Origin of the sequence: Streptomyces kunmingensis (assembly GCF_039533535.1) — a bacterium.
Classification (GTDB): domain Bacteria; phylum Actinomycetota; class Actinomycetes; order Streptomycetales; family Streptomycetaceae; genus Streptomyces; species Streptomyces kunmingensis.
In genome coordinates this window covers 101,284-115,437 of sequence record NZ_BAAATS010000012.1, presented here as the reverse complement: position 1 = coordinate 115,437, position 14,154 = coordinate 101,284, and the positions used below count along the sequence as shown (strand labels likewise).

14 protein-coding genes are annotated in these 14,154 nt (G+C 70.9%); 11 read left to right on the top strand and 3 right to left on the bottom strand.

The genetic code is table 11. The annotated features are described in order from the left end of the window. The first annotated feature begins 189 nt into the window (after positions 1-189). The 10 genes from infC to ABD366_RS15225 all read left to right on the top strand — a co-directional run bounded on the left by infC (position 190) and on the right by ABD366_RS15225 (position 11,178). Positions 190-873, top strand: a complete 684-nt coding sequence (infC, locus tag ABD366_RS15270) for a translation initiation factor IF-3 (RefSeq protein ID WP_324768281.1) — start codon at positions 190-192, stop codon at positions 871-873. Positions 874-995: 122 nt separating this feature from the next. After that, positions 996-1,190 carry a 50S ribosomal protein L35 gene (gene rpmI / locus ABD366_RS15265; RefSeq protein ID WP_018549118.1) on the top strand — a complete coding sequence of 65 codons (195 nt, stop codon included), beginning with the start codon at positions 996-998 and terminating at the stop codon, positions 1,188-1,190. 100 nt (positions 1,191-1,290) lie between these two features. Further along, positions 1,291-1,677 (top strand): 50S ribosomal protein L20, encoded by a 387-nt coding sequence (gene rplT / locus ABD366_RS15260; RefSeq protein WP_006350245.1) that lies wholly within the window; start codon positions 1,291-1,293, stop codon positions 1,675-1,677. A gap of 193 nt (positions 1,678-1,870) precedes the next feature. Further along, on the top strand, positions 1,871-2,701 hold the full coding sequence (locus tag ABD366_RS15255) for a TrmH family RNA methyltransferase (RefSeq protein WP_324768268.1): 831 nt from the start codon (positions 1,871-1,873) through the stop codon (positions 2,699-2,701). Between the two features lie 104 nt (positions 2,702-2,805). Beyond that, on the top strand, positions 2,806-3,924 hold the full coding sequence (locus ABD366_RS15250) for a sensor histidine kinase (RefSeq protein ID WP_324768270.1): 1,119 nt from the start codon (positions 2,806-2,808) through the stop codon (positions 3,922-3,924). Between the two features lie 132 nt (positions 3,925-4,056). Then, positions 4,057-5,184 carry a phenylalanine--tRNA ligase subunit alpha gene (pheS, locus tag ABD366_RS15245; protein WP_324768271.1) on the top strand — a complete coding sequence of 376 codons (1,128 nt, stop codon included), beginning with the start codon at positions 4,057-4,059 and terminating at the stop codon, positions 5,182-5,184. After that, positions 5,184-7,706, top strand: coding sequence for a phenylalanine--tRNA ligase subunit beta (pheT, locus tag ABD366_RS15240; RefSeq protein WP_324768272.1), 2,523 nt, complete (start codon positions 5,184-5,186; stop codon positions 7,704-7,706). The genes pheS and pheT overlap by 1 nt, the downstream gene beginning before the upstream one ends. 173 nt (positions 7,707-7,879) lie before the next feature. Next, positions 7,880-8,980 carry a PP2C family protein-serine/threonine phosphatase gene (locus ABD366_RS15235; protein ID WP_411293678.1) on the top strand — a complete coding sequence of 367 codons (1,101 nt, stop codon included), beginning with the start codon at positions 7,880-7,882 and terminating at the stop codon, positions 8,978-8,980. Between the two features lie 254 nt (positions 8,981-9,234). Beyond that, a complete protein-coding gene (locus tag ABD366_RS15230) occupies positions 9,235-10,575 on the top strand; it encodes an NsdA family TPR-like regulatory protein (protein ID WP_324768273.1) in 1,341 nt (446 codons plus the stop codon). Between the two features lie 72 nt (positions 10,576-10,647). Then, positions 10,648-11,178: an NUDIX hydrolase gene (locus ABD366_RS15225; RefSeq protein ID WP_324768274.1), complete on the top strand. Its 531-nt coding sequence runs from the start codon at positions 10,648-10,650 to the stop codon at positions 11,176-11,178. 13 nt (positions 11,179-11,191) lie between these two features. On the opposite strand, the gene ABD366_RS15220 is transcribed toward ABD366_RS15225, so the two are convergent. Together ABD366_RS15220 and ABD366_RS15215 are read right to left on the bottom strand one after the other, a co-directional pair. Continuing rightward, on the bottom strand, positions 11,192-11,449 hold the full coding sequence (locus ABD366_RS15220) for a hypothetical protein (protein WP_324768275.1): 258 nt from the start codon (positions 11,447-11,449) through the stop codon (positions 11,192-11,194). 198 nt (positions 11,450-11,647) lie between these two features. Continuing rightward, complete coding sequence (locus tag ABD366_RS15215) at positions 11,648-12,508, bottom strand: 3-hydroxybutyryl-CoA dehydrogenase (RefSeq protein ID WP_324768276.1); 861 nt, start codon at positions 12,506-12,508, stop codon at positions 11,648-11,650. 167 nt (positions 12,509-12,675) lie between these two features. Between ABD366_RS15215 and ABD366_RS15210 the strand changes: the two genes are divergently transcribed. Then, the gene (locus ABD366_RS15210; RefSeq protein WP_324768277.1) at positions 12,676-13,899 is read left to right on the top strand and encodes a glycoside hydrolase family 10-like protein; all 1,224 of its coding nucleotides are present in this window, start codon (positions 12,676-12,678) and stop codon (positions 13,897-13,899) included. On the opposite strand, the gene ABD366_RS15205 is transcribed toward ABD366_RS15210, so the two are convergent. After that, entirely contained in the window at positions 13,900-14,097 is a 198-nt protein-coding gene (locus ABD366_RS15205) for a DUF1918 domain-containing protein (protein WP_324768278.1), read from the bottom strand. Between the last annotated feature and the right edge of the window lie 57 nt (positions 14,098-14,154).

Below are 14,154 nucleotides of genomic sequence, written 5' to 3'. Positions count from 1 at the left end.
CGTTCCGTACGGACGATGGAACCGTCCGAGTCTGCGCCCCGCGGTCCACCGTGGCGGTGCTCCGGTAGTTCTTGGAGCCCCGCGCGTGTACCGTCCGGGGCATTTTTTGTGTTCCGGCACGGTTGGTAGTCATCAGAAGATACGCGGCGGTCCGCCAGGCCGTCGCGTGGTGCTAACCGAGGAGGATCCATCAGCGCCGAGCCCCGCATCAACGACCGGATTCGCGTTCCCGAAGTGCGACTTGTCGGTCCCAGCGGCGAGCAGGTCGGGATTGTTCCGCTTGCCAAGGCCCTTGAGCTTGCTCAGGAGTACGACCTCGACCTGGTCGAGGTGGCGGCGACAGCCCGTCCGCCCGTCTGCAAGCTCATGGACTACGGCAAGTTCAAGTACGAGTCGGCCATGAAGGCCCGTGAGGCGCGCAAGAACCAGGCGCACACGGTCATCAAGGAGATGAAGCTCCGGCCGAAGATCGACCCGCACGACTATGACACCAAGAAGGGTCACGTCGTCCGGTTCCTCAAGCAGGGCGACAAGGTCAAGATCACGATCATGTTCCGTGGTCGCGAGCAGTCCCGGCCGGAGCTCGGCTACCGACTGCTGCAGCGTCTCGCGAACGACGTCGAAGACCTCGGGTTCATCGAGTCGAACCCGAAGCAGGACGGCCGAAACATGATCATGGTTCTCGGTCCGCACAAGAAGAAGACCGAGGCGATGGCCGAAGCCCGCGAGGCGCAGGCCGCCCGCAAGGCCGACGCGAAGGCCAACCCCGGCAAGTCGCAGAACGCGGCTGAGGGCGAGGCCGACATCGAGGACGCCGAGGCGCCTGTCGAAACCTCTGCCGAAACCCCCGCCGAGGCTCCTGCCGAGGCATGATCCGGCGGCGTACAGCCTGTGCGCCTCGGATATCCACCGACACAACTGACGTTCACCACGGCCGGTTCGAGCCCACGGCACGAACCGGCGGGGAACGCCACTGACGAGGAGAGAACGGCGCTATGCCGAAGAACAAGTCGCACAGCGGTGCCAGCAAGCGCTTCAAGGTCACCGGCTCCGGCAAGGTGCTCCGTGAGCGCGCCGGCAAGCGCCACCTGCTCGAGCACAAGTCGTCCCGCGTGACGCGCCGCCTCACCGGCACCGCCGAGATGGCCCCGGGCGACGCCGCGAAGATCAAGAAGCTTCTCGGCAAGTGACGTACCGGCGCTTCGGCGCCGCGCACGTCGGCTAGTCCGGGACCTATTCGAATTCGGGTCGGGTGAGTCCAACCCCGGCCCCGCTACAAGGAGTCAACAAGTGGCACGCGTCAAGCGCGCAGTCAACGCGCACAAGAAGCGTCGGGCGATCCTCGAGCAGGCCAGCGGCTACCGCGGTCAGCGTTCGCGCCTGTACCGCAAGGCCAAGGAGCAGGTCACCCACTCCCTGGTCTACAACTACAACGACCGCAAGAAGCGCAAGGGCGACTTCCGTCAGCTGTGGATCCAGCGCATCAACGCCGCTGCCCGCCAGAACGGCATGACGTACAACCGCCTCATCCAGGGTCTGAAGGCCGCCAACATCGAGGTGGACCGCAAGATCCTCGCGGAGCTCGCCGTCAACGACGCGAACGCCTTCGCGGCGCTTGTCGAGGTTGCGCAGAAGGCGCTGCCGGCTGACGTCAACGCGCCGAAGGCTGCCGCCTGACGCTCCGCTGAGCCGGTGTAATCGGACCCGCAGGTCAGCCGGCCTGCGGGTCCGATGCGTTCGGCATCCCGTCTGCCATCGTCTGTCGTGTGCCGTGCGCGGGTTGTACGTGGCTGGTCGCGCCCCGCGGCGGAGCCGCTAACAGGTACAGTCCCGCGCCCCTTCCGGGGCGCTTTCCCCCAGGTGAGTTTTCATGGTTGCCGGTCCTGAGTTGATCTCTCCCAAGTCGTCCCGGGTCTCCGCCGCGCGGCGGCTGGCCAAGCGGAACTTCCGGGGGAAGGAGCGGCTGTTTCTCGCCGAGGGGCCGCAGGCCGTGCGGGAGGCCGCCGCGCACGGGGCGCTCGTCGAGATGTTCGCGACCGTCGAGGCCGCCGAGCGCTACGCCGGCATCGTCGCCGAGGCCCGCGGCGCCGAGGCCCGGGTGCACCTCGCCGACGAGGACGTCATCGCCGACATCTCCACCACCGTGACCCCGCAGGGCCTCGTCGGCGTCTGCCGCTTCCTGGACACACCGTTCGAGGAGATCCTCGCGGCCCGGCCCAAGCTCGTCGCCGTACTGGCGCATGTCCGGGACCCCGGGAACGCCGGGACCGTGCTGCGCTGCGCCGACGCCGCGGGCGCCGAGGCCGTCGTGCTCACGGATGCCTCCGTCGACCTGTACAACCCCAAGGCCGTACGGGCCTCGGTCGGCTCCCTGTTCCATCTCCCGGTCGCCGTGGGCGTCCCCGTCGAGCAGGCCGTCGCCCGGCTGAAGGAGGCCGGCGTGCGCATCCTCGCCGCCGACGGAGCCGGGGACGACGACCTCGACGACGAGCTGGACAAGGGCACCATGGGCACCCCGACCGCCTGGGTCTTCGGCAACGAGGCGTGGGGCCTGCCCGAGGAGACCCGCGCCCTGGCGGACGCCGTCGTCCGCGTGCCCATCCACGGCAAGGCCGAGAGCCTCAACCTCGCGACGGCGGCCGCCGTGTGCCTGTACGCCTCCGCGCGCGCCCAGCGCGCCCCCGGCGGATGCCGCCGCTGACGCTCCTGCCGCTCCTGTCGGTGACTGGTAGTCAGTCACCCGCGACTAGTAGGGTGACGAACTCGGGGCCCACTGTGCCGTTTCGAGAGGTGGGGTACGGGGAGATGACGGTCCGCACCAGCAGGACAGCAGGGGTGAGCACCCCGCCCGGGGTGGCCACGCCCGGTCCCGCCGGACCCGGTCTGCACCCCGACGACCTGCCCGACGGACTCGTCGTCGCCGACGAGAGCGGCCACGTCATCAGCTTCAACCGCGCCGCGGAGCGCATCACCGCCGTCTCTGCCGCCCACGCCCTCGGAGCGCCGCTCGAGCGCGCGCTGCCCCTGGAGGACCTCGAAGGGCGGCGCTGGTGGCAGCTGACCGACCCCTACGGCGGCCTCGCCACCCGCGTCGGACAGCCCGAGCGGAACCTGCTGCTTCCGGGCGGCCGGGAGGTCCTGGTCACCGCGCGGTACGTGCGGACCCGGCCCACCGGACCCGTGCGCCGCGTCGTCGTCTCGATCCGCGACACGGAGGCCCGGCGCCGCACCGAGCGCAGCCACGCCGAGCTGATCGCCATCGTCGCCCACGAGCTGCGCTCGCCGCTGACCTCCGTCAAGGGGTTCACGGCGACCCTGCTCGCCAAGTGGGAGCGGTTCACCGACGAGCAGAAGCGGCTCATGCTGGAGACCGTCGACGCCGACGCGAACCGTGTGACGCGGCTGATCGCCGAGCTGCTCGACATCTCCCGGATCGACTCGGGCCGCCTGGAGCTGCGCCGCCAGCCCGTCGACATCGGCGCCGCCGTATCCCGGCACATCCAGGCCCACGTGGCCTCCGGACAGCCGGCCGACCGGTTCCTGCTCCGCGTGGAGCAGCCGCTGCCCGATCTGTGGGCGGATCCGGACAAGGTGGATCAGGTTCTGAGCAACCTGCTGGAAAACGCCGTGCGGCACGGCGAGGGAACCGTCACCATTGACGTCGAGCCCGCCACGACGGCCAGGGAATCCACCTCGGTCACCGTCAGCGACGAGGGCCCCGGCATCCCGGAGGAGTCCATGAACCGCGTCTTCACCCGCTTCTGGCGGGGCAGCAAGCGCGGTGGCACCGGGCTCGGCCTCTACATCGTCAAGGGCATCGTCGAGGTCCACGGCGGCACGATCACCGTCGGGCGGGCGCCCGGTGGCGGTGCCCAGTTCCGATTTACGTTGCCCGTGGCGGCGCCGGCGTACCTGAACGCCTAGGCATCAGCCCCCACGGGCGCATTCCCACATGTCACCCCCGGTAGACTCGACCTTTGGCGTTCCCAAGTCCGGGACGGTTCCCCAACGAGTCGGACGGGGCCATCCGCCAGCCAATCGGAAGTACGGGAAGAGATGTCGGCACCGAACAAGTCGTACGACCCTGTCGAGGTCGAGGCACTGAAACCGGAAGAGATCGAGCGCGTGCAAGGCGAGGCGCTCGCCGCCTTCGCCGCCGCGGACTCGCTCGAGGCGCTTCAGGAGGCCAAGGTCGCGCACACCGGCGGCACGTCGCCGCTGTCGCTCGCCAACCGCGAGATCGGCGCGCTGCCGCCGCAGGCCAAGGCCGCGGCCGGCAAGCTCGTCGGGCAGGCCCGCGCCGCCGTCGGCCGGGGCCTCGCCGCCCGCCAGGCCGAGCTGGAGGCCGAGCGCGACGCGCGCGTCCTGGTCGAGGAGGCCGTGGACGTCACGCTGCCCTACGACCGCACCCCGGCCGGTGCCCGCCACCCGCTGACCACGATGATGGAGCGCGTCGCCGACGTCTTCGTATCGATGGGATACGAGATCGCGGAGGGCCCCGAGGTCGAGGCGGAGTGGTTCAACTTCGACGCCCTGAACTTCACGCCGGACCACCCCGCCCGGCAGATGCAGGACACCTTCTTCGTCCAGGGCCCGAAGGGCACCACGGGCGACGAGAGCGGTGTCGTGCTGCGCACCCACACCTCCCCGGTGCAGGCGCGCTCACTGCTCGAGCGCGAGGTGCCCGTCTACATCGTCTGCCCGGGCCGGGTGTACCGCACCGACGAGCTCGACGCCACGCACACCCCGGTCTTCCACCAGATCGAGCTGATCGCCGTGGACGAGGGCCTGACCATGGCCGACCTGAAGGGCACCCTCGACCACATGGTCCAGGCGCTCTTCGGCGACGACATGAAGACGCGGCTGCGCCCCGCCTACTTCCCGTTCACCGAGCCGTCCGCCGAGATGGACATGGTCTGCTACGTGTGCCGCGGCGAGTCCGTCGGCAACCCGGACCGCCCCTGCCGCACCTGCGGCAGCGAGGGCTGGATCGAGCTGGGCGGCTGCGGCATGGTCAACCCGCGCGTGCTGACCGCGTGCGGCGTCGACCCGGAGAAGCACAGCGGGTTCGCCTTCGGGTTCGGCATCGAGCGGATGCTGATGTTCCGCCACAACGTCGAAGACATGAGAGACATGGTCGAGGGTGACGTCCGGTTCACCCGGCCGTTCGGGATGGAGATCTGATGCGGGTCCCGCTTTCCTGGCTGCGGGAGTACGTCGACCTCCCCGCCACCGAGACCGGCCGTGACGTGCAGGCGAAGCTGGTCGGCGTCGGCCTCGAGGTCGAGACCGTCGAGCAGCTCGGCGCCGACCTCAAGGGCCCCCTCGTCGTCGGCCAGGTGCTGACCATCGAGGAGCTGGAGGGCTTCAAGAAGCCGATCCGGTTCTGCACCGTCGACGTCGGCTCCGCCAACGGCACGGGCGAGCCGCAGGAGATCGTCTGCGGCGCCCGGAACTTCCAGGTCGGCGACAAGGTCGTCGTCGTGCTGCCCGGCGCCGAGCTGCCCGGCGGCTTCGCGATCGCCGCGCGCAAGACGTACGGCAAGACCTCGCACGGCATGATCTGCTCCACCGACGAGCTGGGCATGGGCGACGACGGCACGCACGGCATCATCGTGCTGCCCCCGGAGCACGAGGCGGGCACCGACGCCATCGAGCTGCTCGAGCTCGTCGACGAGGTCCTCGACATCGCCGTCACGCCCGACCGCGGCTACTGCCTGTCGATGCGCGGCATCGCCCGTGAGACCGCCACCGCGTACGGCCTTCCGCTGCGCGACCCGGCGCTCCTGGACGTCCCCGCGCCGAACGCGCACGGCTACCCGGTGAAGGTCTCCGACCCGATGGCCTGCGACCGCTTCACGGCCCGCACGGTCACCGGGCTCAGCCCCGAGGCCCGTTCGCCGATCTGGCTGCAGCGCCGCCTGCAGAAGGCCGGCATGCGCCCGATCTCGCTCGCCGTCGACGTCACCAACTACGTGATGCTCGAGCTCGGCCAGCCGCTGCACGCCTACGACCGCTCCCTCGTCCAGGGCACGATCGGTGTGCGCCGCGCGCTGTCCGGCGAGAAGCTCAAGACCCTCGACGGCGCCGAGCGCACCCTCGACGCCGAGGACCTCGTCATCACCGACGAACGCGGCCCGATCGGCCTCGCCGGTGTGATGGGCGGCGCCGACACGGAGATCGCCGACCACACAGAGCTCGATGGCGCCGCCGGGACCACCGACGTCGTCATCGAGGCCGCGCACTTCGACGCGCGCACCATCGCCCGGTCCTCGCGCCGGCACAAGCTGTCCTCCGAGGCGTCCAAGCGCTTCGAGCGCGGCACCGACCCGCAGGCCACGGCCGCCGCGGCGCAGCGCGTCGTCGACCTCCTCGTCCTCCTCGCGGGCGGCACCGCCGAGCAGGGCGTCACCGAGGTCATCGCGCCGGGCGCCCCGCGCACCATCACCATCCCGGCCGACCACCCGGACAAGGTCGCGGGCGTCACGTACGGCCGCGAGAGCGTCGTACGCCGCCTCCAGGAAGTCGGCTGCGACGTCTACGGACAGGACGCCCTCACGGTCACCGTGCCGTCCTGGCGGCCCGACCTGACCGACCCGAACGACCTGGCCGAAGAGGTCATCCGCCTGGAGGGCTACGAGAACCTGCCCTCCACCCTGCCGAAGCCCCCGGCGGGCCTCGGCCTGACCGAGCGGCAGCGCACGCACCGCCGCGTCGGCCGCGTCCTGGCCGGTGCCGGCTACGTCGAGGCGCTGAACTACCCGTTCATCGGCGAGAGCGTCTTCGACCAGCTGGGCCTGGAGAAGGACGACCCGAAGCGCCGCGTCGTCACGCTCGTCAACCCGCTCTCCGACGAGGAGCCCGCCCTCCGTACGACGCTGCTGCCGGGCCTGCTGTCCGCGCTGCGCCGCAACGACGGGCGCGGCAGCCACGACCTGGCCCTCTTCGAGACGGGCCTGGTCTTCCACGCGCAGGACGAGCAGGGCATCGCCACGCGGCTGCCCGTCGACCGGCGGCCCACCGCCGAGGAGATCGCGTCCCTCACGGCCGTGCTGCCGAACCAGCCCCGGTACGCCGCGGTGGTCCTGGCCGGCGCCCGCGAGCAGACCGGCTGGTGGGGCAAGGGCACCCCGGCGACCTGGGCCGACGCCGTCGAGGCGGCCCGCGTCGTCGCCCACGAGGCGGGTACCGAACTCGTCGTGGAGCAGGGCCAGTACGGCCCCTGGCACCCCGGGCGGTGCGCAGCCCTGTACGTCGTGATCGACGGGGTCAGGACCCTCGTCGGCCACGCCGGTGAGCTGCACCCGCGCGTCGTCAAGGCCTTCCACCTGCCGGCCCGCACCAGCGCCATGGAGCTCGACCTGGACCTCGTGGAGCAGGCGAGCGCCGGTGTCGTGCAGGCGCCGCGGATCTCCACGTTCCCCGTCGCCACCCAGGACGTCGCGCTCGTCGTCGACAAGGACGTCCCGGCCGCGACGGTGGAGGAGGCACTGCGCGCGGGCGCCGGTGAACTCCTGGAGTCGCTGCGCCTGTTCGACGTGTACGAGAACGCGGAGCAGCTCGGTGAGGGCAAGAAGTCCCTCGCCTACGCGCTGCGCTTCCGTGCCGCCGACCGCACCCTGACGGTCGAGGAGGCCAGCGCCGCCCGTGACACGGCGGTCGCCCGGGCCGCCGAGAGCACCGGCGCGGTGCTGCGCGGCGCGTAGCGGCAGAGGCAGGACCTCGAAGAGGGGCGCATCCGGACCACCGGATGCGCCCCTCACTCGTTCGGGTGACGGGCTCCCATGAGGAGACCTGATCGGGGCAGGCGACTCTAGAAGCGATCCACCGCCGGGCCGATCGGTGAGGGCGCTGCACAGGGGCCGAGGGGGCCGTCGCCATGATGCGTATCCAGACCAGGGCGCCCACCCGGACCTTCCGCACCCGGACCTTCCGCACCCGGCTACGGCGGGCGCTGCTGCTCGGCCTGCCCGCGGCGTGGGGTGCGCTCGCCGCCACGTACGAGCTGACCTGCCCGATCGCCCGGCAGAACAGTCTGGGCGCACGGATCGTGAGCAGTGCCGTCTTCTTCGCGGTCGGATGCGGGCTGATCCTTCACGTACGGCAGGGTCTGCTGCGCGAGCTGCGGGAGGTCAGGGCCGTCGCGGGCGCCGCGCAGTCCGTGCTGCTGCGACCGCTGCCGCCCCGCCTCGCGGGGCTCGCCCTCGCCGCGGGCCAGCTCTCCGCCGACCCCGCCGCCAGCATCGGCGGCGACCTGTACGACGTGGCCGCCACCGACCATGGTGTCCGGGTCGTCATGGGGGACGTCCGCGGACACGGTCTCGGCGCGCTCGCCACCGTCAACGCCGTCCTCGGCAGCTTCCGCGAGGCCGCCCACGACGAGCGCGAACTCGGCGGAGTGCTGCGGCGGTTGGAGCGGACCCACACCCGGCACGTGCGCCGTCGCGTCCGCGACGAGCCCCCGGCCGTCGCGGACCGCGAGCCGGAGGGCTCCCTCGCCGAGGAGTTCGTGACCGTGCTGCTCCTGGAGATCCGGCAGGACGGCACCGTGTACGCCCTCAACTGCGGCCATCCCTGGCCGTTCCTGCTGCGGCCGGGCGCCGCGCGCTGCGTCGAACCGATGACCGGCGGCGATCCGATGCCACCGCTCGGCGCGTTCCCGCTGCCCGCCGGGCTGACGCCGGTGCGGTGCGGACGGATCCTGCCGGGGGAGGGGCTGCTGCTGCACACCGACGGCATCGAGGACGCCCGCGACGCCCGTGGCCGGTTCTTTCCCTTTCAGGCGGAGCTCACCGAGACGGTGCGCCGCCGGACGGTCGTGCCGAAGGCCGTCATCCATGCCGTGTACGGCAGGCTCCTGGGTCACGTGGGCGGACCGCCCAGCGACGACGCCGCGCTGCTCGTGCTGCGCAACGACCGCAAGCGCGTCCCCGCGCAAGCCGGAGCGCCCGTCGGCCGCAGCGCCCACCCGGTTCCCTGAACACCGCGCCTGCGGGGCGCCGTCCGCCCGCCGCGGAGTTGTGGGCAGGCGAGCGGGCGGACGACGCGGGATCGGGCCGTCGTCTGTACGAGGGGGAGCCGACGGCCCGGCCGGCCTCTTGCGAGGCAGTTCAGTCAAGCGGGTGGAAACCGGCCACAACAGAGTGCACAGCGCCCGGAGTTGAGCATTCCGATCACACCCCGTGTGAAGGCGGTCGGACTAGGCTGCGAGTACCGAGCCTACGGAGGGCATCCATGCAGCCCAACACCCTGCTCGACGCGATTCTCGACGAGGCCGGGATCTCCCATGCGGGTCTCGCCGCCCATGTGAACCACGCGGGCCGGGCCCGCGGCCTCGCCCTGCGCTACGAGCACACCGCCGTCGCCCGCTGGCTGAAGGGACAACGGCCCCGCGGCCAGGTTCCGGACCTGATCTGCGAGGTGCTCACCGGACGCCTCCAGCGGCACATCACCCTCGACGACATCGGCCTCGGCATCCCCGGCGGACCGGCGGCCCCGCACTCCTCCTCGCTGTCCGGTTTCGTGGAGCGGGCCACCGCGCTGTGGCGCTCCGACGAGCAGCAGCGCCGGCACATCCTGGACGCCCCGGCCGTCACCGGCACACCCGCCGTGATGCCGGTATGGGAGTGGGAGAACCCGCCGGAGGACACCGACGTCTCGCGCGGCGGACGCCATCTGGTCAGCCCCGCCGACATCGAGACGATGCGCTCGGCCCGCACGCACTACGAGCAGATGTACCGCAAGGCGGGCGGCGTCGCGACGCGGACCAGGATCGTCGGTTTCCTCAACGCCGAGGCGGCCCCGCTGCTGCGCGGCGGTTACACCGACGCCACCGGCCGCCAGTTGCACCGCGCCACCGGCGGCCTGGTCGCCATCGCGGGCATCTGCGCCTACGACTCCGACGCGCACGGTCTCGCCCAGCGCTACTTCCACCAGGCCCTGCGCCTCGCCAAGGCCAGTGCCGACCGGGGCCTCGGGGCGTACGTGATAGCGCTCCTGGTGAACCAGTCGCTGCACATGCGCGAGCACCGCCAGGCCGTCGCCTTCGCCGAGGCCGCGCTGCGCACCGCGGGGCGGCACATCACCCCGGCGCTCGCCTCCGACCTGTACGCGATGCAGGCGAAGGCGTACGCACACCTCGGCGACGGCACGAGCGCCCTGGAGTGCATCCGCCGTGCCGAGTCCGCCGCGGGCCGCATCCGGCGCGGACACGAACCGGACGAGACGGGATACGTGCAGCCCGGATTCGTCAACGTACAGGTCGCGGAAGCCCTGTTGAGCCTCGGCGACTACGCGGCGGCCAGGGAGCATGCCACCGAGGCCGTCCACACCCCGGCGCACGACAGAGGCCGCGTGCACCGGCTCGCCGTGCTCAGCCAGATCCAGCTCAGACAGGGGAACGCCGAACAGGCCGTGGCCACCGCCGTGGAGATGGCCGAGGCCGCGCGGGGGATGGAGTCCCAGCGCCTGCGCGACAGACTCCGGGCGGTACGCGAGCACCTGATGCGCAGCGGCTGCGCCGGCACGGCCGAGGCCGCGGAACTCATCGACGGGGCGCTGCGCGTACCACTCTGATCCCTTACGTAGGACGCCCGGGGGCGCCGCTGCTGCGATATTGCCATCAACTAAGCGGAAGGTGGCAGAACCGTGCAGTGGACGAAACAGAACGAACAAACTGTGTATGAAAACCGATGGTTCAGCGTCAACCTGGCCGACGTTGAACTCCCGGACGGCCGGCACCTCGACCACTTCCTCATACGGATGCGGCCCGTCGCGGTCGCCACCGTGGTGAACGAGGCGAACGAGGTGCTGCTGCTGTGGCGCCACCGTTTCATCACCGACAGCTGGGGATGGGAACTGGCGGCAGGCGTCGTCGAGGACGGCGAGGACATCGCGTACGCGGCCGCCAGGGAACTGGAGGAGGAGACCGGCTGGCGGCCGGGACCGCTGCGGCACCTGATGAGCGTCGAACCGTCCAACGGACTCACGGACGCCCGGCACCACATCTACTGGACCGACGAGGGAACGTACATCGGGCACCCCCAGGACGACTTCGAGTCGGACCGCAGGGAGTGGGTCCCGCTCAAACTCGTCCCCGACATGATCACTCGCGGGGAGGTCCCGGCCGCCAATATGGCGGCCGCGTTACTGCTCCTGCACCATCTCCGGCTCGGCTAGCGCCTCCCGCGCGCTAGTGCCCGAGCACCTGCCATATCCCTATGGCCAGCGCCCCTATCGCGGTCAGCGCCGCGACCGCGGGCAGGGGCCAGCGGTTGTGCTCCAGCGCGCTGATCCGCGAACTCAGATCGTCCTGATCCTTGACGTTCTGGTCGTCGCGGTGAGCATGCAGGGCGAGTTGGCCCTCGATACGGGTCAGTCCTACCTCGAAGACGCGGCGTAACTCTGCGAGTTCTTCCGGGACCACGGGATGCTCCGGGTCGGTGGTCACTAGTCAACTCCTTTCCGTAGTCGTCACATCCCTGTTGTGCGCATCGGAAGTCAACTCGCCTGGTGGACGCGGCGGGAGCGTGTGCGAAAGGCATATGCGAGTCAGCCGCGCACACCCCGTGCGAACGCAGTGGGCCCGGTGCTCCGAAGAGCACCGGGCCCACATGCGGACACGGAGTGTGATCAGGCGCAGGTGTGATCAGGCGTAGGTGTAGAAGCCCGAGCCGGACTTGCGGCCGAGCCGGCCCGCGTCGACCATCCGCTGGAGCAGCGGGGGAGCGGCGTACAGCGGTTCCTTGTACTCGGCGTACATCGAGTCCGCGATGGAGGCGATGGTGTCGAGACCGATCAGGTCCGAGAGCTTGAGCGGGCCCATCGGGTGGGCGCAGCCCAGCTCCATGCCGTTGTCGATGTCCTCGCGGCTGGCGATGCCGGACTCGAACATCCGGATCGAGGAGAGCAGGTAGGGCACGAGCAGCGCGTTCACCACGAAGCCCGAGCGGTCCTGGGCGCGGATCGCGTGCTTGCCGAGGATCTTCTCCACCAGGGCCTGGGCGCGGCTGATCGTGCCCTCGGACGTGGTGAGCGCCGGGATCAGCTCGACGAGCTTCTGCACCGGGGCCGGGTTGAAGAAGTGGATGCCGATGACGTGGTCCGGGCGGGATGTCGCCACGGCCAGCTTCACCAGCGGGATGGACGAGGTGTTCGAGGCGAGGATCGCGTCGCGGCGGGTGACGACCTGGTCGAGGACCTGGAAGATTTCCGTCTTGACCTGCTCGTTCTCCACGACGGCCTCGATGACGAGGTCACGGTCGGCGAACTCGCCCAGGTCCGTGGTGAAGGTGAGCCGCTCCTGCGTCTCCGCCAGCTCCTCCTCGGTGATCTTGCCGCGCTCGGCCGCCTTGCTCAGCGAGTTGAGCAGCCGGGTCCGGCCGATCTCCAGGGCCTCGCCGGTGGTCTCGGCGACCATCACGTCCAGGCCGGAGCGGGCGCAGACCTCTGCGATCCCGGCGCCCATCTGGCCACAGCCCACCACGCCGACGCGTGTGATGTCAGTCAAGGTGTCCGTCACCTCGTGCCTTTCGGTGTTCGTCCGAGCCGCCGGCAGGCAGAATCCTCCCGGGTCTTTCGGATCTGCACGTTACCCCGTAGACCTGGGAGGAGCGGAGCCCGGGTTAACGCCTGTTCATCCGCTCAACACCGTGGCACAGGAATCCGGAAGGAACCATGGGACGTATCTCACGTCGCGCAGTGACGCTCGGGGCCGCGCTCGCGCTGGCCGGACTGACGGCGGGCGACGCCGTCGCGCGGCCGGGCCGCGGGCACCGACCCCGCCACGAGATGCGCGGCATGTGGCTGGCCAGTGTCGCCAACCGGGACTGGCCCTCGCGCTCCGGACTGAGCGCCGCCGAGCAGCGGGCCGAACTGCTCGCGCACCTGGACACGGCCGTCCGCCGCCGCCTCAACGCGGTGATCTTCCAGGTGCGGCCCACCGCCGACGCCCTGTGGCCGTCCCCGTACGAGCCGTGGTCGCAGGTGCTCACCGGCACCCAGGGCGAGGACCCGGGCTGGGACCCGCTGGGCACCGCGGTGACGGAGGCGCACCGCCGCGGGCTCGAACTGCACGCCTGGTTCAACCCGTACCGCATCGCCAACCACACCGACCCGGGCCGCCTGCTCCCGACGCACCCGGCGCGGGTGCACCCCGAGTGGGTCATCCCGTACGGCGGGAAGCTCTACTACAACCCCGGTCTGCCGGCGGTCCGGCGCTTCGTGCAGGACGCGATGCTCGACGCGGTGAAGAAGTACGACATCGACGCCGTCCACTTCGACGACTACTTCTACCCGTATCCGGTCGCGGGCCAGACCTTCGACGACGACGCGGCGTTCGCCAAGTACGGCCGCGGCTTCCCGGACCGGGCGGCCTGGCGGCGCGACAATATCGACCGGCTGATCCGGGAGACGTCCCGCCGGATCAAGCGGACCAGGCCCGGGACCCGGTTCGGGATCAGCCCGTTCGGGGTGTGGCGCAACCGGGCCACCGACCCCGAGGGGTCCGACACGACGGCGGGCGTGCAGACCTACGACGACCTGCACGCGGACGTCCGCAAGTGGGTGCGCGAGCGGTGGATCGACCACGTCGTGCCGCAGGTGTACTGGAACATCGGCTTCCCCGCCGCCGACTACGCGAAGCTCGTGCCGTGGTGGGACAACGCCGTACGCGGTACGGGAGTACACCTCTACATCGGCGAAGCCCTGTACAAGGCGGGCGATCCGGCACAGCCCGCGGCCTGGCAGGACCCCGCCGAACTGTCCCGGCACCTCACGTACGCGGCCGCGTTCCCCGAGGTGCGCGGGCATGTGTACTTCTCCGCGAAGGAGGTCGGGCAGGACCGGAACGGCGCCATGGCCCGGGTCGTCGCGGAGCACTACGGCGAGTACGGAGGCTGATCACTCCCGTCGGCCGGCGACGGGCCGCACGACCGCGTCGGGGCCCGGCGACATGATCGCCTCGTGGCCGTCCTCGAAGCGGACGCGGAAGGGCGGCCCGCCGTCGCTGCCGAGGACCTCGATGATCTGGGCGACGCGGTCGCGCTGGCCGACGATCCGGCCGTGCATCAGGAGCCGGTCGCCTACGGTTGCGTGCATCAGGAGTGACCTCCTCGCCGTACCCGTACGTTGCGGCAAGTCTACGGCGGAGCAAGG